Raw genomic sequence first — 23,847 nt, 5'->3', positions numbered from 1 at the left:
CTGACATGTATGTGATGGATTTTTCCGCGCTGGAAGAGTATGCCAGCCTGTTCTTGCGCGGCGCCGGCATGACTCTCTGGCTCACGGCCGTCTCCAGCGCCTGCGGTATCGCACTGGGGCTGGCCGGCGCCCGTCTGGCAACCAGCGGCGGCAAATGGATACGGGCATTCGTCGCTAGCTATGTCGAGGTGATCCGCAATACGCCGTTTCTGATCCAGATGTTCGTGATTTTTTTCGGTTTCCCGTTGCTGGGAATCCAGATCAGTGAATGGTGGGCGGCATTCTTGGCGATGGCCATCAATATCGCCGCGTATGCCAGCGAGATTCTGCGGGCCGGGGTGATCGCGGTCTCTGCCAATCAAATGCGGGCCGGGCTGGCGCTTGGGTTATCGGGGCGCCAGACCTTTTTGCACGTGGTCCTGCCACAAGCAATCGCCAAGGTCTATCCAGCGCTCAAGAGCCAGATTCTGCTCATGATGCTGGCCTCTGCAGTGATCTCGCAGATTTCGGTGCGAGACCTGACTTATGAAGCGAATTTTATCCAGGGCCGCACTTTTCGGGCTTTTGAAGTTTATATGCTGACTGCAGCAATTTATCTGGCGCTGTCATTCTTGGTTACGCAGATGCTTGATCGCATTGCCAGAAAGTCGTTAAAAGGAAGCAAGGCATGAGTGAGTTTTCATTCTGGGATATCTTCAGCAATCTGCTGCTGGCGGCGCGCTGGACCGTGGTCCTGTCGCTGGTGGCCTTCATCGGCGGCGGTATCGTGGCGGTCGCCTTGCTGCTGGCGCGCCTCAGTTCGCAGCGCTGGCTAAGACTGCTGGTCGATACCTGGATCAAGCTGCTGCAAGGCTCGCCCTTGCTGATCCTGCTATTCATGGGATTTTTTGGCCTGCCGCTATTGGGGATACACGTCACCGCCTGGATCGCCGCAGTAGTGATCCTGATTGCATACACCAGCGCGTTCCTGGCCGATATCTGGTCTGGCAGCATCCAGGCCGTCTCACGCGGCCAATGGGCTGCAGCCGCCAGTCTCGGACTGACCGCACGCCAGCAGTTTCAGCATGTGATCATGCCGCAGGCAGCGCGTATCGCCACGCCGCCGACCGTAGGTTTTCTGGTGCAGGTGGTGAAAAACACGTCGCTCACATCGATCATCGGATTTGTCGAGCTAAGCCGCACTGGCGCCATGCTCAACAACGTCACATTCGAACCGTTTCCGATTTATATGAGCGTGGCGGTAATTTACTTCGCCATTTGTTTTCCGATGACTTACTCCTCGCGGATACTAGAACGTTATCTTGCAAAAGGTATTTAATAGTCAACGCTCTTCTCCTACCAAACAAGACAAGCGGCAGCCAGGGTTTCTGGAATTTTGGCAGGGAACCGGAAAAAATGGTGAGCGAGGCGCCATCCTCTGGCGATGGCCGCCTTGCTTGCATCCGGCTGGCGCGTCAGCTTAACTGCTTCTTGTTTGAATTCTTCCGAAAAAATCCGACGTTGCTTTGACATCAAATACCTCCGATAGGGACATCACACCTATCGAATGTGTCCACGCTGCCGGAGGATACCCAAGATGCCCCCGCGCTTGGCACGTTTATTACCCGTGCATGCCGGACCGATGAAGTGTTCTTCGCGGCAAACGACTACCGCCATCTGGCCGTCAGGAAAAACCACCTTGCGAGCCATATAACGGCCATTCCAAGCGCAGGAATAAAAATCCCAAGTCTCGATAAATCGTTACCGCCCTACGGAGCGAAATCGGGAGATTGTCGAATTCCGCCATTCCTGTCCAAAAGCGCTATCCATTGTTATCGGATTTGGACAGGGTTTTGTCGCAATCGTGATCGCCTGTCCACCTATCATTTACCCATCCAGCGAACCTCGGAATTACCGCGTAGTTAAGCCCCACGATCCTGGAATGCGGTCCATTGGCGATGGCGCAATCACTGCGCCGTCAAGTTATAGGCCACTCCTTTCCACGAAAATCGGACACCGGCATGTACGTGAAGATTTTTCGTCCACGTAAATCGCGGAGATTCTAAATGAGCAATAAACATGCATCCTACATTTCATTGTCGGTTGCATCGTTGATCGTATCGGTCACACTTGCCGCGTGTGGCGGAGGTGGCATGCAAAATCCCGGCGGCACAAGTCCCTCCCCCGTAGGTTTCCTCAATCCAAGCGATCCTGCCAATGCCGCCAACGCACATGCCCGTGGTATCACCGGGGCCGGCGTAACCGTCGGCGTGGTCGACACCGACTTCGATGTATCAGCCCCAGAACTTGCGGGACGCATCACCAAAAGCGTATATACCACGTCCACCACCAGCGGCTTCCTTGGAGGGAACGGCACCGGCGATCCGCACGGCACCGAGGTTGCCGAAGCGCTGGGCGGGACCAATACGGGCGTAGCTCCGGCAGTCCAGATCCAGGGCATTGCCGCAGACACAAACACTGGCTTGATCGCGCTGAATACAAGCATTTACAACCGTCTGTTCAACAACGGAATAAGAATCTTCAACCAATCCCTTCAAACCGGTTCAATTGCAGCCCCTGTCAATGCCGTCACTTATTACAATATTTATCAATCATTCGTCGCAGGCGGCGGCTTATTTATCTGGGCCACCGGCAATCAATCCAGTACACAGCCCTCATTGACAGCCGGCTTGCCGGCGCTTTATCCCGATCTGCAAAAGGGCTGGATCGCCGTGACGGCGGTCAACGCGGCCGGCGGTGCGGAAGGTTATTCCAGTGCGGATACGACACCCGGAGTGATTTCCAGTTACGCCAATCGTTGCGGCGTCGCAGCCAACTGGTGCCTCGCGGCGCCGGGCGACTTTGTCTCGCCGACCGCCGGCCGGCGCGTGTATGGCACATCGTTCGCGGCCCCCGCCGTGACCGGCGCGGTCGCGCTCGTACAGCAAGTCTATCCCTGGATGAATGCCGACCTGCTTCGGCAGACCATACTGTCCACTGCAACCAGCATGAACGATACAGCAACCTACGGTTGGGGTCTGCTCAACGCCAGCAAAGCGGTCAACGGCCCCGCGTTATTTTCGCAAAGCCTGGCGCTCGGCAGTAACGTAAACGTCAACTTCGACACGGTATCGTCCACCTTCAGCAATGCCATCGCCGGCGATGCCGGATTGATCAAGAGCGGAACCGGCACCTTGACCTTGTCCGGTACCAATACTTATACCGGCAGCAGCGAAATCTCCAACGGCACGCTCAATATCACCGGCAGCGTCGCCTCCTCAGTTCAAATCGATTCTGGCGGCAACCTTGCCGGCGGCGGCGGTCGCGTCGGCAGCAACGTCACCAATAACGGACGTCTGAGCAATACCGGCGCGGGCATGACGATCTCTGGCAATTACACGGCATCCTCAAGCGCCGTATTGGCGAACGATATCAACTCGACGCTGACAGTGGGCGGCACGGCAAGCCTGGGCGGCTCGCATCTGGTCGCGACGGTTCCCGCCGGCAATCCCGATGCCACTGCCTATGTCACGGCGCAGTCCAGCAATGTGCCCAAAAAACTGTTAACTGCTGGCGCTGCTGTCGTCAACACCTTCGGCGACCTCAGTTTCCAGACCGTCGGCACAGCGTTCCCTCCCTTGCTCACCGCAAACCTTACTTACTTTGCGAGAGAAGTCGATCTGACGATCGGACGCGTCTCCACCTCGGTGGCGGCGCAAGCATTTTCTTCCGACGCCAGCAGAACCAACAGCGCCGCCAACGTAGAACAGGCCATGATGGCGGCCGATGCGATGGTCGCGACTGGACAAACGGGCAGCGCCAATACAGCGTTCCTGACCAGCGTTGCCGCGCTTCAGCGGGTCCCGACCGTCGCCGCGCTGGGCGATGCACTGGATAGTCTGTCCGGCCAGATTCACGCATCGGCACAAGCAATGAGCTTTCAACAATCGCAGGCGGTCAATCGCGATCTTTCGAATCGCTTGTGGCAGTTTGGGCAACAGAATCAACAAATCAGAACCGGTCTGTGGGCAAGTGCGCTCGGCGCCTCCGGAAAGCTTGCCGAGTCCGGCTACGCCGGCGCCAACACTGCGACGGAGGGAGGACAGTTCGGTGTCGATACCCGGCTCAACGACAAGGCCATCATTGGCGTGGCGCTGTCATATTCGCATGGACAAGCCGACTTCGATCGTTTTGGCGGCACCTTCAAGAGCCGCAATACCGGAATATCGGTCTACGGTCGCTATGATTTTTCGGACGCAGGCACCGATGATTGGCTGAAGCCCGGCGCCTACCTCTCCGGCCGCGCCGGCATTGCAACGGTTTCGTCCACGGTCAGGCGCACTGCGATGGCAGGCGCGGAGATCGAAAATCTTCAGGCAGACCATACGGACAGGATGTTCTCGGCCTACACCGAAGCCGGCTACACGTTGGCATTGCCTGGCCGTGCGGTGGTATTGACGCCATTCGTCCAGATCAGCTACGACGGGCTCAAACGAGGCGGTTTTTCCGAAACGGGCGGCAGCTTCGGCCTGAGGGCCGACAGCCAGTCCTATCACCAAACCGCCGGCTTGCTCGGCGTGCGCGGCAATACCAGTTTCAACTGGTCGGCAGGCAAAAGCATAGTCTCCGCATACGCTTCATGGCAACATGCGGCCAGTCGCGGAAACCTCGATTTTCGAGCTGCTTTTTCCGGCGTGCCGGGTAGCAGTTTTACGGTGCAAGGAGTGGGATTGCCGCGCAATTCCGGCTGGACCGGTATCGGCATTTCCACTGAGATCAATCGCAAGTGGAGCTGGTACGCCAATTACGACGGGCAATTTGCCAATGGCAACCAGGTGAACCATGTGGTGGTGGTGGGCTTGCGCATTTCACTTGATTAGCGCTGCCGCTTCTCCATGTTTTTCTGGACCTGCGCCGTCAGGAAGTTCTCCGTGCAGGTTTTATCCATTCTTGCTCTACCGCTGGGTTTATTCGAGTTATAGTACAAAAACAGTACGGCACGAATACCAGAACTCATTTCATAAATAGGCGTGAGTGCGGGCGAGTCCTGTTTGGGCTGGAGTGCAAGGCGCCCTTTCTGAAGAGAACGCATCTCACGCCTATTTATGAAATGAGTTCCATATAAGATCCGTAGGGAGACCGCGTATGCCAATCTTGACCCGATGTGTCTTGTTCCTTGCACTAGCCCCTTTGATAGCTTTTTCGCAAGAGAAAGAATGCCGAAAAATCGTTATTTCCGCGGACTCAGACTATATGCCATTGCAATGGTACGACGGCAAGCACTTGACCGGCGCCAGTATCGAAATTGCGACGACTGCCTTGAGCGCCCTCGGCGCTCCCTACGAAGTTCGCTATGTCGGCCCTTTCCATCGTGTATTGAGAAGTGCGCAGCAAGGCGAGATAGACATGATCTCATCTCTTAAAGACACACCTGAAAGGCGCGAGTATCTGACCTTCACAAGCATCGCGCTTTTTTCCAATCCTATTGCCGTATTTGTTGCGAAGGATAGAAACTTCAGTTACTCCGGATGGAACGATCTGATCGGAAAAAAGGGCGGCGTCACGCTCGGAAACCAGTTTGGAAACGGATTTGATGAATTCTTGCGAAAGAATTTACAGGTCGAGTCCGAGCAGAAAGCCTATATGAATTTCAAGAAACTTGAATTGCGCCGCATCGATTACCTGATTACGGGGTATTACAGCGGCCTGGCTTATTTAACCGCGTCGGGACAAAATGACAAGTTCATTGCCTTAAAACCTTATGTCTCTGAATCCGACAATTTCATCGCAATGACGAAGTCCAGTCCTTGCACCAAATATCTGAAGAGTTTGAACCTTGAATTGGACAACATGCGTCGGGAGGGAAAGCTGAAGTTGATATTGGAAAAATATATAGCGTCAATGCCAAAGGGAGGAAATTAATTAACAAGAAAACCCATGCCTATGATGCAAGTTCCTGCTGTCTGACAAAAATCAACAAAAGACCGCCATCGTCGGCCTTCAAAGATGCCGTGCCACCGGTAACTCTGCACTCATCGGCGTACCGGCCCGTGGTCAACACCAAATTCCTGCCTTACTCCGCTGTTCCTGCACCACCATTCAAATAGCATCTCACCGCTTGTCGCCTGAAGATCGCGTTGCATTGCGCCATGTAAAACCAAAAAAGTCGGATTTGATGCCCGACTCTTTGAGGTCAGTTCATCTCGCAGCTTTTTTGTTGCCTAACAACAAACCACTGGAACCCCTCAGCGAATCACTGTCACTCAAGATCAAATCATGCATGCGCATGCCTGTATTTTCAAAGAAACGCAGAGCGAAAAATGATCAAGACGACATATTTAAAAATAGAAAAAGATAAATTCTTCGCGCCTGTTAGATTTCCTGAACAAACAAAGCTCCTGACTACGGTGCCCGCTGTCAATCCAGGGGCATGTGCTTCTCTCTATAAAGAAGTTGGCAGGAAACATTATTGGGATATTTATCGGATGGCATGGACATCCAAAGACTGGGATATTTATCTGAAAGACTCCAGAATCGACATTACATTCCTGTGCAACGACAACCGAGCAGTCGGTTACTTAGAGTTAAAAAAACATGACACGAATATCGAAATAGTTAATTTCGGACTGAAGCCTGATTGCATAGGAAAAGGACTTGGAAAGATTGCACTTGAAAAGGCCCTGTCTCACGGATTCTCATTCGGCGCAAATGAAATCTGGCTGCATACCTGCACACTTGATCATCCTGCCGCCCTGAAAGTGTATTACGCGAGAGGCTTCGAATTCACAAAAGAGACCGTGGATAATTTCATTCCGCTTGATCCAAGCCCTGCTTCCGCAATGCTCTTAACATGATATTGACCTTGACCTGACTGAATTTTCGGGCCACGGCATTTTAGAAATCAACGCCTGCGCAAATCAAAAAATAGTCCTTCTGCAACAAAGCTATTTCTAGCAAGAAATTCTGGAATTATTCATCTTTTCGATGACGCGAATGGCAAGCCCGCCAAGTTCATGCGATCGTTTAACTTGCAGCTCTAGCCGATGCACAGTTGCGATGCGCCGCACGATCGACCAGCCGAGTCCACTACCGCTTTCAATGCTGCCGGGCACCCTGAAAAATCGCTCGCCGAGCCGAGCGATGTCGGCATCGGATAGGCCCGGACCGCTATCATCCACGCTCAATACAACACGACCATCCTCTCGCGTCATTCTCACTTTCACCCGGCCCGACGGAGGACTGTATCTCAAGGCATTGTCCACCAGATTGCGAACCAAGACTGCCAATAATGTCTCTTCACCTTGAATCGAATACGCCCCTATTGCTTCAAATTCCAGTGTTTGTTTTTTTTCGATAGCCTTCGGCGCGAGCTCAGCCAACACCCTTTTGGTCAAGACGCCAAAATCGACGTCCGGCATAACAGGCGCTGCGACGGTCTCCAGTCTGGATAGGGTCAATAATTGTTCCACTAGGCGTGTAGCGCGGTCACAGCCGGCCAGCGTGTTTTCCAACGCGCGTCTTCGTAATGCGTCGTCGGCTTCGCCAAGCGCCACTTGCGCCTGGGCGCGGATTGCGGCAATCGGGGTCCGTAATTCGTGGGCCGCATCTGCGGTAAAGCGACGTTCGGCCTCCAATAGCGTGCCTATGCGTTCGAATAGCCCATTCAAGGCATTGATCATCGGCTCCATTTCTGAGCTTGTATCGCGCATTTCCACTGGATGCAATGCTTGCGGTTGGCGCGAAGCCAGTGCCCATCCGAGTTTGCGCATAGGGGCAACACCCCAGTACACTGCCCACCAGATCATCAATGCCAACAGAGGCAATGCGGCAACCGTAGGCCATAATGTGGTGCGTAGCATCGCCAACATGATCGAAGCTCTTGAATCTGTCTGTTCGCCTACATAGACCTGCACGTCTTTCTCCGCGCCATTGGCGGTGAAGACACGCCACATGATGCCGTTGATCTGCGCGGTCTCAAAACCATTTTTATGACGTCGACCGGGTTCGGCCATCGGTTGAAGTGGCGCATTGGCAGAACGCTGAGTCAAGCGACCATCGTGGAAGACTTGGAATGCAACTTTGGGGGCATAGCGATGCAGTATGGGCGCGTCGATGCTGCGGTCGTCGGCGTCGGCCTCTTGCCCTTGTTGCACCACTAATAACGCTGCTGCTTGCGCCAGATGGCTATCCAGGAGCTCATCCAGCTCGCGGCGTGCGTCGAACCAGATTAGCGTCGCGGAGACCAACCATACGCCCGTTACCACCGCCAATACCAAGAGGAGCAGCCGTCCCTGCAATGAACGGGGTGATTTGATCATGGTTTCTGTGATTCCCGCAACAAAATATACCCGACGCCGCGTACCGTATGGATCAGTCCGTTTCCAAGCTTGCGACGTAGATTGTGGATATGCACTTCGACGGCGTTGCTTTCAACCTCTTGCCCCCAACTGTAGAGATGCTGCTCAAGCTGCTCGCGCGATAACACGCGATCGGCGTTAAGCATGAACGCGTAGAGCAGATCGAATTCTCGGGTCGACAGAGCGACGGCTTCCCCATTTTTTGACACCGAATGTGCGGCAGGATCAAGTACGACGTCTTGCGCAGTGAGACTTTCCTGTGACTGACCGTACGCGCGTCGCACGAGCGAGCGCAACCGTGCGGCCAATTCATGCAGGTCGATCGGCTTGATTACATAATCGTCAGCACCTATGTCGAGCGCCTTGATGCGGTCTGGCACGGCGTCACGCGCAGTCATTACCAGCACAGGCACTGACACGCCTGCACGACGAATAGCAGTCAGAACATCGATGCCATCTTTAAGCGGCAGGCCGAGATCGAGTACCGCGGCAGCATAAGACTGCGTGCGCAACTCACTTTCCGCAGCCTGACCATCACGCACCCAGTCAACCCGAAAACCAAGCTGCCGCAAACCGGCTCTCAAGCCGTCGCCCAGTAGGGGATCATCTTCAACAAGCAGGATGTGCATAGGATGGATTGTCGCACGAAGGCGTCATCAATCGTCATCACGATCATGATCTCCGGCCTTGGTTGAAATGGGCCGGTCGGCAAGATCACCTGATTTTGGCGCACTTTGCCACTGAATCCACCAAATCGCCAGGACCGCCGCCAGCAACAGCACCGCTACGCTGCGCCATGCGCTCCGAATACCGTCTTCCGGTTTGCCCCACTTACGCCCAGTGAACATTGCACCGATCAGGTTCTCGCGGTGTAGCCAACTGGCTAGCAGTACGCCTACAATGTGAATGCCGACGATGGCCAGCATTACGTTGGCGATCGCTTCGTGAATATCCTGAACCCAATCACCCGCTATGTCGTTATATGTGGCCCAACCTGACGCGCTGACAGCTAAGGCCAGTGTCAGCAAAGCAACGATAGCTATCGCGCCTGCCGGGTTATGCCCGGTATAGTGTTCAGGATGTCCGCGCAACAACGCGCCGAGATAACGTGCGACGGCCTTGGGGCCACGTACAAAAGCCGAGAAGCGCGCATATCGCGAGCCAATCAATCCCCACATGATGCGAAAACCTATAAGGCACGCCATCGTGTAGCCGAGCGTCACATGTACCAATCGCCAGCTTTCGCTTTCGGCAGTGAGATAAGCCCCGCCGAAACTCAAAACCAACAACCAGTGAAAAACCCGGGTGGGGACATCCCAGACGAGGATTTTCCGCATGTCCGTATTTGATGCCGGGGACTTAACGGGGGATTCGGATATGGCGTTCATTGAAATCTCCTTTGTCGGATTGGGTGTGGCAGGCAATACAGTTAGCTGCGCTTTTAACGGCAGGCAATTTCCAGGTAGCCGCAGATACTTCGTCGTGCTCGCGTATGAACCATGCCGAGCGAGTGATACGATCTTCGGCTGGAGCCTCTTTAACTCGCGTATAGGTGCCGGCGTAATTCGTGAGCCAGGTCGCGAGTTGCTTCACTGTTGCCGGATCAAGCGAGGCATCCGTGCCGTAATGGCGCGGCAGATTGTTCAGAAGCCGCTCCCAGGATGCGGCAGGAAGCATTCCGGGGGGATAGGCGATGTGACAGGCGGCACATTCATGTTGATACTTAGGCAACATTGGAACCTGTTGAGCGCGTCTGTCATTGTCAGCCATGGCCGGGGCCACTATTCCGATGGCGACGAGCAAACTGAATATGAATCGAGAGACGTTAGAAAAGAGAAGACGTGTCATATTTTGTTCTCACCGAGCGTTAAGGGAGGGGCGATCAGGGCTTAAGTGTCAGCAACCAGCTCAATACATCGGCCTTCTCGGCGGCCGTACATTCGCGTCCTATGACGTCGTTGCAGTTGCGACGAAACCATTTCTCGCTCTTGGCCGCGTCGGTAAACCGTTCGGGATTAAAGGCTGGCGCCATTGCATTGATGAGCTTGCCTGTAGACGCATGCTTACCGGTTTGAGTCGGTACGGCGCCGTGACACGATGCGCAACTCCATTCGCGACCGTGGCGGGTGACAAAGAGTTGCTGCCCGGGGGCAGGTACGGCAGGTGATCCTGCTTGTGCGGAATAATTCGAGAGGAGTTCTGCCGGAGTAGCTGCGTAGACGGTAATGGACGCAAGCACAATGGTTGCTGTTATGAGCGAGAACACAATGGGCTGAGTCAAGGACTTTGCGAACGGCGATAGTTTCATGGCAATACCCTCATGAATTGATGATTATTTCTTGGAATTCATGATGCGGCTGTTTTCTTAACGTTTTCTTAGGATTTCTCGTCTTAAGCATTCCTTAATCTGCAGCGGTTAGCATGCAGCATCAGTCATCTCAATAAAGGAAATCTGTCATGCATCCCGCCCTTCAGCTATTCGCCCGCCAGTATCTTGGCGTCATATTCGCCACGCTGTTGCCCGTTCTCGTGGTGACGTTTCTTTCCATACCGCTAAATTTAAATGGTCATCCTGGAGAGGCCAGAATCATCAATGCAACAACATATTTCCATTTGACCTGAATTTGGGTGCGCCAATACGTCGTGTTCTTTGTGCTCTCTGAGGGGCACGGATAGATCCGCGCCTGGTTATAAACTGTCGAGCGACATCTTCGTTGGCTGTTGGTTTACCGCAGAAGCCGATCATGACATTGGAGAAGAAATCGGCATCGCATGCCAAATCCAATGAGGTCACGTGGATACTTGGCGACATCCTGATCTGGGCCATGAAATTATCGAAACATTAGGAATGTCGTACGTGAAGTTCGCCGAAGACCCTAGGCGACTTTTCCAGTCCTCAAGTACGAGTCGCAAGCGGCGGACTGACTCGCAAAGATGACAACGCCAACAATATCGCCAGGATCCTTCAGGATGTCGCCAGCATCGCACCCACTGCAATCGCCATCATCAAGGCCGCCAGCCAGCCCAGAATCCGCAGCCGGCGCTTGATCACGAACCGTCCCATGATGTCCGCACGCGAGGCTATCAGCATCATGACCGTCATGATCGGCACGGAGATCACACCGTTGATGACTGCGCTCCAGTACAGAGCTTTAATCGGATCGATAGCGCTGAACCCCAGGCCTGTACCGACTACTGTTGAAACGATAATGACCGAGTAAAAAGCCTTGGCTGCATTCAGTTTGCTGTCGAGGCTGTTCTTCCAGCCGAAGGTACCTGCCATGGCATAAGCAGATGCCCCGGCCAACACCGGAATGGCAAGCAGGCCCGTGCCGATGATGCCGGCACTGAAGAGAAAGAAGGCAAATTCGCCTGCGATCGGGCGCAACGCCATCGCCGCCTGTGCCGAGGTCTGTATGTTGTCCAGTCCATGCAGATTGAGTGTGACAGCCGCTGTGAGAATGATAAAAAAGGCGACCAGATTCGAAAAACCCATGCCGATATAAGTATCGAGCTTGATGCGTCTCAGGTTGGTTCTTGCCTGCCGCGGCGCCTGGATCAGCGGCAATGCCCCCGGGGTCGCAAGTTGTTCCTCCACTTCCTGAGAAGCCTGCCAAAAAAACAGATAGGGACTGATGGTGGTGCCGAAGACGGCAACGACCGTCGTGATGTATTCCGTCTTCCACGATAAATGCGGTATGAAAGTACGCATGACGACTTCCGTCCACGGCACATGGACCACCAATGCCGTCGCGATATAGGCAAGCAAGCCAAGCGTCAGCCATTTGAGAATGCGGACATAACGTTTATAGGCGACGAACACCTGCAACAACAGAGACAATAGTCCAAATCCGACGGCGTAAAGTTGGCTCGGGCCGCCGACAATCAGATGCAAAGCATCACCCATGGCCGAGACATCGGCCGCGATATTGATCGTATTGGCCAGTAATAACAGAGCGATTACGGTATATAAAAGCCACCCGGGGTAATGCAAACGGATATTGGTGGCGAGACCGTGGCCTGTCACACGGCCGATGCGGGCACTGACGATCTGAATGCCGACCATCAGAGGATAGGTAAACAACACTGTCCACAACATGCTGAAACCGAATTGCGCTCCAGCCTGTGAGTAAGTCGCAATGCCGCTGGGATCATCATCTGCTGCGCCGGTAATCAGACCTGGTCCCAACTTGTTGAGCCAAGAACCATCTTTTTCCTGTTTTTCGTCTGCTGTATTCATGTACCAATCTGTTTGTTTGCCGACTGCGCCGCGCCCGATTAGGGAGGCTCCGGCAAATCGGTATAGGTATGCCGCGGCCTCAAGGCCTGCACGGCCCAACACGAAGTTGGCCGCTCAGTATAAGGGCTCAATAAGCGATATGTCCGGTGTCGCCGATATTATTGTCCGCGGGCAGCCGCTATGACGCCCCTGAATTGGAAGTCGCTGCCAGATAGTCGGATTGAGGGGCGGCTATTGATTTTTTCGCAGAATGGATGATCATCTAGCCTCCCTCCCCTCGGCAGGCGCCGGGCGATAAAGTAACGGTGCGAACCTCACTTTAGCAAGAAAAATGGCAATGTTATTTTGCCGGGATATAGGCCTCTATTCGAACAATTGCTTAATTGCTCAATATCTTGCGGTTGCACCCATTCAAATCAGGAGGATATTCGCAGCTGCAAAACCACGATGGTCAGTTTGTCCTGCCAAATGACTCCACATTTAAATCCGCTGCCGCTGGAGCTGACTGGGACAAGTCGCCAGGCTTTGCGGTGGTTTCAACCGATCAGCCTGGAAAGAATAGCTGGCCTATCACTGGCGCCACCTTCGCGTTGATGCACACAACCCAGGCCGATGCAGCTAAAGCGAAAGAAGTTCTGAAGGTCATTGAAACTGCCTGGAAAAATCAACTGAAGGATGGTTCTGGCAACGCCATTTGGTGATTGAGTTTTATATTTGATTTAAGAAGCCATGTGGACTAATTTCCACATGGCTTTTTTATTTTCCATGCAGAGGTGCTCGCTACGGTAGGAGTGATTGGACGGCCGTACAAACGGCGGCGTCAACTCCATTTTCGGCTATCGTGGCGCATTTTCGTCCGTGCTCCGGGTTTCAGTTGTCGGCGCCGAGAAATCTCCGTCACTCCAACTCATTTCTCCCCTTGCGCCTGTGCCGAGTCAGCCTCCGGCTTCAAAGCCATGACGTTCAAAACACGCCACTTGATCATCGCGACCTTCAGGGCGTCGTTCAAAACCAGGCACGAGACCATGGCATAGACGAAGACCGCGAGAGTCTCCCAGCAGGGCAATGGCATGAGTCCGTTGATCCCCACAAACGTCAGTAAAGTTCCCACGACAGCATCCACAGCGAGGGCCAACATAAACGTCCTGCTGGGGAGGCTAGACCAGAACCAGTTGCGCTCACGCGCGGACACGACAGAGAATACAGCGAAATAGAGCAGCATGAGAAAGCTGAACGTGTAGAGCGCATTGTTGTTAGTCGACAAACCGAATCGTGTCCAGCCGATCCACAATAGGAAAAGCGTCTCTGCAACCATCGCGATCCCAAGCACGACGGACACGGTGATGAAGCCGCCGATGTTCCATGTTTCCGGCTTCCTGGATGACCGAACATTGTCAGTGGCAAGGGAGATTTTCGCGAAGTCCGTCAAGAAGACCAGCAGCAGCATCGCGAAAGCCGAGACAACGAACTTGCCGGTCACCACGAAGGCGATCGACACGAACGCTGCTTTGAGGATCGTCCGGCTGATCTTGTTGATGATCCACGTCAAAATGCGCTGGTAAATCGTCCTCCCCTGTTCGACCAGCGTGACAATGTTAGTTAATCCTGGCGCCGTCAAAACGACGCTCGCGGCGCCCTTGGCCACGTCGGTTGCGGTGCTGACGGCGATTCCCACTTCGGCCTGACGAAGAGCGGGCGCATCGTTGACGCCATCGCCTGTCATACCGGTTACATGTCCTGCGGCTTGCAAATGCTGCACGACAATGTACTTGTCCTCCGGATAAACCTCGGCAAAACCATCTGCGCCCGCCAAGAGGTCAACGGCCTCGCTGCCGGCCACGGAGACTGCCGCTTTTAAATCGCCCACGCGTCGGATGTTGGGTAGCCCAACTCCTTTACCAGTCTCAAGCGCCACCGGCAGTGCATCGCCGGTAAGCATCTTTACCGGAACGCCGAGGTCGAGAAGTGTGGCGATGAGTTGTTTGGCGTCGGGTCGCGGCGGGTCATAGAGCGACACCAGTCCTACCAGGGCGGGAACGCCTTTCTCGGTACCGCGGGCTACCGCCAATGTCCGATAGCCCTTCGCCGCAGCAGCACTGACGCGTTGCTCCAGTGCTTCGACTTCCGGCGGCTTAAGTCCACAAGCTTCGGCGATAGTGCGCACGGCGCCTTTCATCATGCGCAATCGCTGCCCGTTTTGTTCCACCACGGCTTCCGTCCGCCGGCTTTTCGCATCAAAAGGTGCGAAAGATGCCTGTTTCATAACGGGCAGACCGTCGAAGACGTGACGCTCTTTTGCGGCAGCGAGGAAGGCCAGATCGATGGGGTCCTGATTGGCCTCCTGCGACGCAAGAGCGCCTGCCAACAACACATCAGCTTCCGTAGCTTGTTCCAGCGGAATTACGTCGGTCACGACGAGTTGGTTCATCGTGATGGTGCCCGTCTTGTCCACGCAGAGCACGTCCATCGTCGCAGCATCCTCGGCGGCGCTGAGGCGCGTGACCAGCACGCCACGCCGCGCCAGCTCCTTCGATCCAAGGGCCATACTGACCGTGAACATCACAGGGAGAGCGACCGGCACCGCGCTCATGAGCAGAACGAGCATGAGCGGGATCATTTCGATCAATGGCACGCGACGGATCACCGACAGCGCGATGACCACGCCGAGCAGCACGCCGACAATGACAAAGAGCCAGCGAACGATCTTGGTCACGACCGCTTCGATGTGAAGTTTCGGGCGCGCCACCTGCACAAGTTCGGTTGTCCGGCCAAAGTAAGTCTTCGCCCCGGTCAGAATCACCACGCCGTTACCTTCCCCCCGACGGGCGACAGCGCCCGACGACAACACGTCGCCGGGCGCCTTGTCCGCGTCTTGGGATTCGCCTGTGAGTGCAGACTGATCCACGCTCAACGCCCCGGTGAGGAGCTTCACGTCCGCCGGAATAACGTCGCCGGATCGAACGCGGACGATATCGCCGGGGACCAGTTCGCGGGCCGGGATAACTTGCCAGCTTGAATCGCGACGCACGCGTGCGCTGACCTGCAATTGCTTCCGCAGTGCCTCTACAACTCCTTCAGCTCGGTGCTCCTGCATAAAGCCCAGCACGGCGTTGACAACCAGTAACGCCCCGACCACGGCAAGATCGGAATAATTGCCGAGCGCTGCGGACAGCAACATAATCAGTTCAAGCATCCATGCCGAGATGCCCCAGAACTTGCCGAGAAATTTGAGGACCGGGTGCTTCGCTTTTTCCGCGACCTCGTTGTAGCCGTCCTCATTGCGGCGAGTATCCACTTCAGTGCGCGCGAGTCCGGTGTCAGGATTCACCCGGAGCGCGGCCAGCGTGTCGGCAATCGACGCGACGGCGACGTCAGGGATATTGGCTGTTGCCGGCTTCAAGGGAACAGGCTTCGCTTCGGTTTTTTCTGGATTTCTTTGCATATTGAATATTCTCCCTGCAGGTTGTCCAGTCTACGGCGGTTTGGCAGTATCAGTCGCACTAACCGACCGACAGCATCGTGCGCTCGGCGTCGTTCAGTCCATCTACGGGTGCATGGATTTTCATACCAACAATATAAGCGACCGACAGCATTTTGTTGCCCAAAGTTTGGCAACATGGAACTCCGCCTCAGCACTCAACACATAAATGGCATTGGTGTGTGCGACATCATCGCGGACCCGAAGGCAAAAATCGTTTTGGACGGGGGTTCGATTCCCCCCACCTCCACCACATGCCGGCACGTTCATATGCTCGGGATGCGCCGGTATCTGATGGGGGTGATCAGGTTTCGACAGGGCGACCAGTAACCGGAGATACACCACGTCAGGCGCCTGACGTAAATAGCGCAAATCGATAATTGCAAATGAATCGCAATATCTTGCTTTCGGCACCTAAAAACCGATAAGCCGAGGAACCGGCCCCTTCGAAAGAAGGCTTGGGAACAGAACGGCCGGACCAACTCTATCGTTAGCAGCGAGAGGAAAACACCGAGCGCAAGCGAGGATTTCGGACGTTCTCATAGTCGGTAACCGTAGAGGGCGCACCCTGTAGAGTGGGTGCACTTACACAAATGCATTCATCAATTCATATTCATACCCCGTCTTTCCGGGGTACTCATTTTCAATCATGCAACACCCTCGCGACATCCTGCATCCGCAGCAGCTTCTGGAGCCTCAGTTCAATAAACCAGAGCGATCCGGATACGCACAAGAAACGGCAAGCGCATTGTCAAAAGCCCCGAAATACGATGCGCAACAGCTATTCGGGACTTTTCCCGATCAATACTTCAAGAAATCCTCAGGGAAATCAAGCGACTAGCCGTAATACAGCCCCCTATTGACCTGGATCACTCCCGTCCCAGGCCGGACTGTTTTCCCATGCTCCCTGAAGGCGAATTGTCTTGGCGCCCTTGTCTTTTATCAAGGTGCTTTAGGGTTCCAGCACCCGCAATGAAGCATGAACTCCTCCAGCGGTACCGGCTTGCTATACAGATATCCCTGATAAGCATGGCATCCCACCCCGGACAAAAACGCTTCTTGCTCAGACGTTTCGACTCCCTCGGCGATGACATCCAATTGCAAGCCCTCGGCTAATGCCATGATGGTCCGTACGATCGTATTGTCATTGGGGTCGGTCAACACATCGTGCATGAACGAGCGGTCTATCTTGAGCTGGTCCAGCGGCAGCCGTTTCAGATACGCCAGAGACGAATATCCCGTGCCGAAATCGTCCAGGGAAAAACTCACGCCCAAGGCTTTGAGCGTGGACATCTTTGCGACGATATGCGCGATATCGATCATCAATGCGCTTTCCGTCAGTTCCAGCTTCAGGCGCTTCGGATTGACGCCGGTAGCTTCGATGATGGCAATGACGCGGTCGACAAAATCGGGTTGGCGGAATTGATGTGCACTGACGTTCACGGCAAGGCTCAAATGAGCCATATGAGGGATCTCTCCCCATCTGGACAATTGCGCGCACGCCGTTTCCAGCACCCACAAGCCGAGCGGCAGAATCATGCCGGTCTCTTCGGCGACGGGGATGAACTCGGCCGGCGAAACGATTCCCCTGGTTGGATGCATCCATCTCAGCAGCACCTCGGCGCCGGTCAGCTTGCCGTTCTTCATCTGCCCTTGATAGAAGAGAACGAATTGGCTCTCTTTCAAGGCCATGTTGAGATCCGCTTCCAGAGCGGCGCGGCGCTCCATGAGATTTGCCATGGCCGGATCGAAGAATCGGACGGCATTGCGCCCTTCCCCCTTTGCGCAGTACATGGCCAGATCGATCTGCTTCATGATCTCTTCCAGTCCGATCTTGCCATGAGAGAACAGCGTGCAGCCGATGCTCGCGGTGCATTGGTGGATATCGACGCCCAATTCCACGCCGCGATCCAACGACGAACGAACCGCTTCCGCGACGGACAGGATGCGCTCTTCGGCCTCTTTCTTGTCGCTACTGAGCCGTGTCAGAACGATGACGAATTCATCGCCGCCCAGCCGGGCGATGATGTCGTTGCCGCTGATTTCATGCCGGAGGATATCGGCGACCTTGATCAGCAGCATGTCGCCCATGCTGTGTCCGCGCGTATCGTTGATCGTCTTGAAATTGTCGAGATCGATCAGCAGGACGCCGACATGTTCTTCCGCCGGCGCATCCTGGGCAAGAATCTCCAGCAGGCGCTCGCGCAATGACACGCGATTGGGTAAGCCGGTAAGCGGATCGAAAAACGCCAGCTCCCTGATTTTGTCGGTTGCGATCTTGCTGGCGGTGATATCTTCGAGCACCGTCCATACGTATTTTTCTCCTTGCGGACCGCCGATCATGACGCTGTTCAAACGTACACGCACGGGATGTCCTCCCTTATGAAAATATTCCTTTTCATAGGGAGCGTAGCGATGCGTTTTGGTCTCGCTTGTCGAACCAGATGGAGCATCGCTGTCGGGCGCCGCCGGGGTCAGTCTCCAGCACGCCATATCCTTCAGTTCTTGCTCGGAATAGCCGCAAATCACCTGGAACGCGTGATTGCATTCGAGAAAATTTCCTGCCGCATCCGTCAACGCAATTCCCAAAGGCGAGAGTTCATACAGGCTGCGCAGTTTTTCGGAGCTTTGCCGCAATAGTTCTTCGGTGGCCTTGCGTTCCCGGATATCGTGCAACGAGCATGCCACGAATATCCCCGCAGACGTCCTTATCTGGCTCAGTCCAATTTCCACGGCGCATTCCATGCCATTTTTCCTGAGCGCCATGATTTCGCGCCGATGCCCCATGCGCCGGGTGCTTGGCTCGGCGATATAGCGGTTTCTCAACTCCGGATGGCCGGCGCAAAAGCGTTGCGGGATCAGCATTTCCACACTCTGACCGACCAGCTCATCAGGCAAATAACCCAGCAGCGATTCGGTCTGCCGGCTGGCCATGACGATGATTCCGTCGGTATCGCAAATCAACATCGCATCCGGGCTGGCATCGAAGATGGCATTCAAGCTCTCTTCGCTTTCTTGCAGTACTTTCTTTTTCCCCATGTAAACTGATCGTTCGGCAGATGTGACTATCTTCATGACGAAGAACGCTCCTCGAATTCTTGATATATCTAGAACTCATTTCATCAATAGGCGTGAGATGCGTTCTTCCCGGAGGGAGCGGCCTGTTTGAGAGAATTGCTGCGTTACGAAGAGGGGCAAGACGTCCAGTCTTGCCTCCCCTTCGCGCCTTGCACTTCATCCCAAACAGGGCAAGCTCGCACTCACGCCTATTGATGAAATGAGTTCTAATGATCTGAACGAGGACGTCGCTATCGTTTTCTCGTTCCCCCTTTATCCGATGAAACAATAGCAACAGCCGCAAGCGTTTTATTTGATCCTTATCAACGCCGACCGATTCATTTTGTGAAAACAACAAAGAACGCCGCACTCGGCACCACGCCGTGGCAGGCAGCGAATTTGCAGGTCAAGTTGTGGCGCGTGAAGTATCGGTGGCTGGTCCGTTGGACGGAGAGAAGATATTAACCGCTGTCGCAGCCGGCCTCAGCCTGGCCGCCTGAAGGCCTTGCGTTCGACCTCCACCTGCTTGCGGCAGGCGCAGCCGGTCAGGTGGTCGTTGACCAGCCCCATCGCTTGCATGAAGGCATAGATCGTGGTCGGGCCGACGAAGGTCCAGCCGCGTTTCTTGAGCGCTTTGGACAAGGCGGCCGAGGCTTCCGAGGTCGGATTGGCGCGCCAGTAATCAAGCGTAAGCGCCTTGGGCCGATCCTTTGGCGCCGGCTCGAACCGCCAGAACCACGCTGCCAGCGAGCCTGCTTCCTCAGCCAGTTCGATGGCGCGCTGCGCATTGTTGATGACGGAAACGATCTTGGCGCGATTGCGGATAATGCCGGCGTCGCCGAGCAGTCGTTCGACGTCGCGCTCGGTATAGCGCGCCACGCGCTTAAAGTCGAAGCCGTCGAAGGCGGCGCGGAAATTCTCGCGTTTGCGCAGGATCGTGATCCACGCCAGTCCAGCCTGGAAACCTTCCAGGCAAATCTTCTCGAACAGGCGGATATCGTCCGCCACCGGCCTGCCCCATTCGTTGCCGTGATAGTCGGGCATGGCGGCGTGCCAGGCGCAATAGGTATTGCCATCGTCGGCGGCGATCAGGCCGGAGTTTTCGCTTGGGTCGTCTTTTGTCATCGTGGAAATGGATTGTACCTGCTCGCCGGCAAGCCGATATGATGCGTAAAAGCAAGCCGTTCCGCACCTTGGTTCTTGCGGTCGAAAATAATTACACCGGAAGGGAATAAGACTGCCGGCCGTTCGTCTTACTGTGCACAAACGACATTAACCCGCCCTTGCCATGCGTTCCAAAGACTTCACCGACGACGATTTGCGCGAACTGCTGCCGCGGCTGCGGCGTTTCGCCCTGTCGCTGACGCGGCACGACAACAGCGCCGACGACCTGGTGCAGTCCTGCCTTGAGCGCGCCCTCTCACGCGGCGACCGGCGGCGCGACGACGGCGACCTGCGTGCCTGGCTGTTCCAGATCATGTATCGCCAGTTCCTCGACGGCCAGCGACGCGCCAAACGCTATGCAGGCCTGCTGTCGCTGTTTGCCAAAACCGAAGAAGAACTGGCGCCCTCCGCCGAAGAGGTCGCCATGTCGCGCGCCGCCCTGCAGGATTTCGACAAGCTGTCCGCCGAACAACGCGCATTGCTGGTGCTGGTGTCGGTGGAAGGCCTCAGCTACCAGCAGGCCGCCGATGCGCTGGATGTCCCGCTCGGTACCGTGATGTCGCGCCTGTCGCGCGCCCGCAAAGCCTTGCGCGCCCTCAACGAAGGCTTGCCCGCCACTCCTTCCCTACGGATTCTGAAATGAATGCTTTTTCTCCCTCCGAACACGACTTGCATGCCTATGTCGACGGTCAGCTCGACGAGGCGCTGCGTCGGCAGATCGATATCTATCTTGCCGGCCATCCCGACGTCGCACGCGCAGTCGAATTGCTGCGCCAGGAAAACCAGCGCCTGCGCGCCGCGCTGGAAAACATCCCGACCGGACCGGTTCCGCCGCGCCTCGATCCTTTCCGCATCCGCCGCGAGTTGCGCGCGCGATCGCAACGCCGCATGGCAATCGCCGCCTCGCTGGTGCTGACGCTGAGCCTGGGCACCCTGGGCGGCTGGCAACTGCGCGACATGTCCATACGCAAGACCTATTTGCCGATGGCCGACGCCACTCAGGCTTACCGGATGTTCGCCACTAGCGACATGGCTCAGCAGGTCGACATGAAGACGAGCGAACCGGCGCAATTGCAGAACTGGCTCAACCGGCATTTCGTCCAGGCTGCGCCGATGCCCGATTTCAGCGCCTACGGTTTCCGTCCCGTCGGCGGCCGCCTGATGGCCAGCGACAAGGGCGCGGCGGCGATGGTGCTGTACCAGAACAACCAGGGCCAGGCCATCGTGTACTACGTGCGGCCGCCCGGCGAGGTGCTCAGCTTCGGTGCCGGCAACCGCAAGGACGGCAATCTGCTGACGCAGTACTGGCGCCAGGGGCGCTACTTCTATGCCGTGGTCAGCCCGACCGACTCGCCGGCGATGTTGCCGGTTCAACGTGCGGTAGAACCGAGCCGCCCGCAATCCTGACCTGATTTCTTGCTGAAGGAAAACCGCTGATCGGAGCGGATGGAGCCGTGCGCCCTGCGTTTTACGGGGGCCGCGACACGGTTGCATGAATTCGCCGATCTCCCCTGTATTCGCCCTATTCAACCGCTCATCCACCACTGAGGAAACACATCATGCTGAACAAACGCGCATTCCTGAAAACTGCCCTGACCGGCATCGCCGCCCTGCTGCTGACCCACGGCGCCATGGCGCAGGATGCCGCCAAACCGGCTGCGGTCAAGAACGTCGTGCTGGTGCACGGCGCCTACGCCGACGGCTCATGCTGGTCGGAAGTCATCGAGCGCCTGCAAAAGGCCGGCCTGCACGTCACATCCGTGCAGAACCCGCTATCGTCGCTGGCCGACGACGTCGACGCCACGCGTCGCATCCTGGCCCTGCAGGACGGCCCGACCATTCTGGTCGGCCATTCCTGGGCCGGCACCGTGATCAGCGAAGCCGGCGTCGATGCGAAAGTTGCCGGATTGGTTTACGTGGCGGCGCGCGCGCCGGATGCAGGTGAAGATTACGGCGCGTTGGCCGGCAAATTTCCCACGCCGCCGGCCAGCGCCGGACTGGTTAAGGCCGGGGGCTATGCCCAGTTGAGCGAAGAAGCCTTCTTGCGCGATTTCGCCGGCGATATCGATCCGGTCAAGGCCAAGGTGATGTATGCGGAGCAAGGGCGCATTTCCGACTCCCTGTTCGCCTCGCGCACCACGCAGGCCGCATGGCGCAGCAAGCCGACCTGGTACGCCGTATCGACCAACGACCGCACTACCTCGCCGCAGTTGGAGCGTTTCCTTGCTCAACGCATGAAGGCCAAGACCATCGAAATCACCTCCAGCCATCTGTCGATGCTGTCGCATCCCGACGAGATCGCCAGTCTGATCCTGGAAGCGGCGGGACAGGCGCGCTGATCCCTCGTTACTTTGCAAGAACTGCTCGGCAAAGATGCGCCGCTTTACGAGCAGGAGCGCTATCCCCCGGGCCCCAAAAAACCATGCGGGTAATCTAGCCGGCTCGGTTTCTTGGCGACAGCCTGCTCTCTTTTCTTGGCGGCCTCCGCCGTGAGCCTCTTGATGGGGACTATCCTGAGATCGTCGTTGTCGCCATGTTTTTTAGACCAATCCGGGTCGACTATAGCCAGGGCGAACTGAGGGACAATATTATCCGTTTGCATTTCGTGACCTTGCTCTGGCGTATCGGCATTGACGGAGCCTGCCTCAGATGAACAGTAACCCATGAGACATTTCGCAATGTCAATCACCCCCGATGAAGCGGTGAGACCGCCACCCGCTAATCCCCCCTTGCGTACAATGTTGGCGAGAAACCCCTGGAATGAAAGGTGGCGATGAACATATCCGAATTCACTTGCCGACGTCATACCCGCTGTTCCGGCTGCGCATGCCGCCAAGATCCCAGCTTCAGCCAGCCCCTTTGCGAGAGCATCCAGCGCCGTTTTCATTTCCGGTTTGTCAAATGCCTCTTTTGCCGCGTCCCATGCCGAATCTCCAACGAATATAACGAGCGTAGCGCAGCCGCCCACTTCGACAAATAAAGCGGTCCGAAACATCTCTTTCGTCACCTTGAAGTCAAAAGCTTTTCCCACGTTGAGTAACCCTGAGGCAGCAACTACACCGCTCCCTGCCGCGGCGCCCGCCGTTGTCACCGATGGTATAACCATGTAGCCACTCGCCATCCCCAAAACTCTCAATAATCGAGATATCTCGTTCAGTGCCGCTCGCACCTTCTGGGAAGCATAAAGCAAGGCCCCCACGACCAGTCCACCTCCGACGACCTTTGTCACACCGCCCAACCATTTGAAAGTCTCGTAGTCAGAGCTATCCTCACTCTCGTCGTCAGCCTCGTCCAAAGGCTTCCCTTTAGGTTTCTCTACGGGTGTTTCAGCAGGCGTTTTATCAGGTGTTTCAACAGGTTTGGGGGCAAGCGTCGCCACAGAACTTGAAGAAGGCTTCGGTGCAAGCGTCGGTACAGGTTTCTCCTCAGGCGTACCGACAGGTTTCTCCTCAGGCGCACCGACAGGTTTCTCCTCAGGCGCACCGACAGGTTTCTCCTCAGGCGCACCGACAGGTTTCTCCTCAGGCGCACCGACAGGTTTCTCCTCAGGCGCACCGACAGGTTTCTCCTCA

The 23,847-nt window shown here is 55.8% G+C and carries 19 protein-coding genes, 1 other RNA gene and 2 pseudogenes; 11 read left to right on the top strand and 11 right to left on the bottom strand.

Going from position 1 to position 23,847, the window contains the following annotated elements; genetic code table 11:
• Positions 1–5 precede the first annotated feature (5 nt).
• Positions 6–671 (top strand): amino acid ABC transporter permease, encoded by a 666-nt coding sequence (locus RV1423_RS22880; RefSeq protein WP_051516870.1) that lies wholly within the window; start codon positions 6–8, stop codon positions 669–671.
• On the top strand, positions 668–1,318 hold the full coding sequence (locus RV1423_RS22875; RefSeq protein WP_034301888.1) for an amino acid ABC transporter permease: 651 nt from the start codon (positions 668–670) through the stop codon (positions 1,316–1,318). The genes RV1423_RS22880 and RV1423_RS22875 overlap by 4 nt, the downstream gene beginning before the upstream one ends.
• A gap of 17 nt (positions 1,319–1,335) precedes the next feature.
• Here the strand turns inward: RV1423_RS22875 and RV1423_RS30035 are convergent, their stop codons facing one another.
• On the bottom strand, positions 1,336–1,512 hold the full coding sequence (locus tag RV1423_RS30035) for a hypothetical protein (protein ID WP_155835224.1): 177 nt from the start codon (positions 1,510–1,512) through the stop codon (positions 1,336–1,338).
• Positions 1,513–2,132: 620 nt separating this feature from the next.
• Between RV1423_RS30035 and RV1423_RS22870 the strand changes: the two genes are divergently transcribed.
• The 3 genes from RV1423_RS22870 to RV1423_RS28685 all read left to right on the top strand — a co-directional run bounded on the left by RV1423_RS22870 (position 2,133) and on the right by RV1423_RS28685 (position 6,833).
• Positions 2,133–4,859, top strand: coding sequence for an autotransporter serine protease (locus RV1423_RS22870; protein WP_231502483.1), 2,727 nt, complete (start codon positions 2,133–2,135; stop codon positions 4,857–4,859).
• Between the two features lie 265 nt (positions 4,860–5,124).
• Entirely contained in the window at positions 5,125–5,901 is a 777-nt protein-coding gene (locus tag RV1423_RS22860) for an ABC transporter substrate-binding protein (RefSeq protein WP_034301884.1), read from the top strand.
• 398 nt (positions 5,902–6,299) lie between these two features.
• Positions 6,300–6,833: a GNAT family N-acetyltransferase gene (locus tag RV1423_RS28685; protein ID WP_051516868.1), complete on the top strand. Its 534-nt coding sequence runs from the start codon at positions 6,300–6,302 to the stop codon at positions 6,831–6,833.
• A 96-nt stretch (positions 6,834–6,929) separates the two neighbouring features.
• Here RV1423_RS28685 and RV1423_RS22850 read toward each other — a convergent pair whose 3' ends face one another.
• Genes RV1423_RS22850 through RV1423_RS22830 form a run of 5 tightly spaced genes read right to left on the bottom strand, consistent with a single transcriptional unit; the run spans position 6,930 to position 10,644 of the window.
• The gene (locus tag RV1423_RS22850; RefSeq protein WP_034301882.1) at positions 6,930–8,297 is read right to left on the bottom strand and encodes an ATP-binding protein; all 1,368 of its coding nucleotides are present in this window, start codon (positions 8,295–8,297) and stop codon (positions 6,930–6,932) included.
• Positions 8,294–8,965, bottom strand: coding sequence for a response regulator transcription factor (locus tag RV1423_RS22845; RefSeq protein WP_034301880.1), 672 nt, complete (start codon positions 8,963–8,965; stop codon positions 8,294–8,296). The genes RV1423_RS22850 and RV1423_RS22845 overlap by 4 nt, the downstream gene beginning before the upstream one ends.
• A gap of 27 nt (positions 8,966–8,992) precedes the next feature.
• Positions 8,993–9,724 carry a cytochrome b/b6 domain-containing protein gene (locus RV1423_RS22840; RefSeq protein WP_034301878.1) on the bottom strand — a complete coding sequence of 244 codons (732 nt, stop codon included), beginning with the start codon at positions 9,722–9,724 and terminating at the stop codon, positions 8,993–8,995.
• Positions 9,696–10,184 carry a diheme cytochrome c gene (locus tag RV1423_RS29305; RefSeq protein ID WP_081768959.1) on the bottom strand — a complete coding sequence of 163 codons (489 nt, stop codon included), beginning with the start codon at positions 10,182–10,184 and terminating at the stop codon, positions 9,696–9,698. Before RV1423_RS29305 ends, RV1423_RS22840 begins: the two co-directional genes overlap by 29 nt.
• Before the next feature lie 34 nt (positions 10,185–10,218).
• Positions 10,219–10,644 carry a DUF1924 domain-containing protein gene (locus RV1423_RS22830; protein ID WP_034301874.1) on the bottom strand — a complete coding sequence of 142 codons (426 nt, stop codon included), beginning with the start codon at positions 10,642–10,644 and terminating at the stop codon, positions 10,219–10,221.
• A gap of 149 nt (positions 10,645–10,793) precedes the next feature.
• On the opposite strand from RV1423_RS22830, the gene RV1423_RS30030 reads away from it, so the two are divergent.
• On the top strand, positions 10,794–10,958 hold the full coding sequence (locus RV1423_RS30030; protein WP_155835223.1) for a hypothetical protein: 165 nt from the start codon (positions 10,794–10,796) through the stop codon (positions 10,956–10,958).
• A 343-nt stretch (positions 10,959–11,301) separates the two neighbouring features.
• On the opposite strand, the gene RV1423_RS22825 is transcribed toward RV1423_RS30030, so the two are convergent.
• Entirely contained in the window at positions 11,302–12,576 is a 1,275-nt protein-coding gene (locus RV1423_RS22825) for an NRAMP family divalent metal transporter (RefSeq protein ID WP_034301872.1), read from the bottom strand.
• Between the two features lie 425 nt (positions 12,577–13,001).
• On the opposite strand from RV1423_RS22825, the pseudogene RV1423_RS22820 reads away from it, so the two are divergent.
• Positions 13,002–13,277: pseudogene (locus RV1423_RS22820) on the top strand (phosphate ABC transporter substrate-binding protein PstS); the annotation flags it as partial.
• Positions 13,278–13,483: 206 nt separating this feature from the next.
• On the opposite strand, the gene RV1423_RS22815 reads toward RV1423_RS22820, so the two are convergent.
• Complete coding sequence (locus RV1423_RS22815) at positions 13,484–16,018, bottom strand: plasma-membrane proton-efflux P-type ATPase (RefSeq protein WP_051516867.1); 2,535 nt, start codon at positions 16,016–16,018, stop codon at positions 13,484–13,486.
• Between the two features lie 197 nt (positions 16,019–16,215).
• Between RV1423_RS22815 and ssrA the strand changes: the two genes are divergently transcribed.
• Positions 16,216–16,544: a transfer-messenger RNA gene (ssrA, locus tag RV1423_RS29300) on the top strand.
• A 452-nt stretch (positions 16,545–16,996) separates the two neighbouring features.
• On the opposite strand, the gene RV1423_RS22805 is transcribed toward ssrA, so the two are convergent.
• Positions 16,997–19,129 carry a bifunctional diguanylate cyclase/phosphodiesterase gene (locus tag RV1423_RS22805; RefSeq protein ID WP_081768958.1) on the bottom strand — a complete coding sequence of 711 codons (2,133 nt, stop codon included), beginning with the start codon at positions 19,127–19,129 and terminating at the stop codon, positions 16,997–16,999.
• Positions 19,130–19,594: 465 nt separating this feature from the next.
• A complete protein-coding gene (locus RV1423_RS22800) occupies positions 19,595–20,236 on the bottom strand; it encodes a DNA-3-methyladenine glycosylase I (protein WP_034301866.1) in 642 nt (213 codons plus the stop codon).
• 163 nt (positions 20,237–20,399) lie between these two features.
• Between RV1423_RS22800 and RV1423_RS22795 the strand changes: the two genes are divergently transcribed.
• The 3 genes from RV1423_RS22795 to RV1423_RS22785 all read left to right on the top strand — a co-directional run bounded on the left by RV1423_RS22795 (position 20,400) and on the right by RV1423_RS22785 (position 22,614).
• Positions 20,400–20,918 carry a sigma-70 family RNA polymerase sigma factor gene (locus tag RV1423_RS22795; RefSeq protein ID WP_034301864.1) on the top strand — a complete coding sequence of 173 codons (519 nt, stop codon included), beginning with the start codon at positions 20,400–20,402 and terminating at the stop codon, positions 20,916–20,918.
• Positions 20,915–21,682, top strand: a complete 768-nt coding sequence (locus tag RV1423_RS22790; protein ID WP_034301862.1) for an anti-sigma factor — start codon at positions 20,915–20,917, stop codon at positions 21,680–21,682. The genes RV1423_RS22795 and RV1423_RS22790 overlap by 4 nt, the downstream gene beginning before the upstream one ends.
• Positions 21,683–21,834: 152 nt before the next feature.
• Positions 21,835–22,614, top strand: coding sequence for an alpha/beta fold hydrolase (locus tag RV1423_RS22785; RefSeq protein WP_197034989.1), 780 nt, complete (start codon positions 21,835–21,837; stop codon positions 22,612–22,614).
• Positions 22,615–22,673: 59 nt separating this feature from the next.
• On the opposite strand, the pseudogene RV1423_RS30420 reads toward RV1423_RS22785, so the two are convergent.
• Positions 22,674–23,847: pseudogene (locus RV1423_RS30420) on the bottom strand (hypothetical protein); the annotation flags it as partial.

This window comes from Herbaspirillum sp. RV1423, from assembly GCF_000577615.1.
Taxonomy (GTDB): domain Bacteria; phylum Pseudomonadota; class Gammaproteobacteria; order Burkholderiales; family Burkholderiaceae_D; genus Herbaspirillum.
Note: the sequence above shows the minus strand (reverse complement) of the source record. Positions and strands in the feature narration are given on the sequence as shown.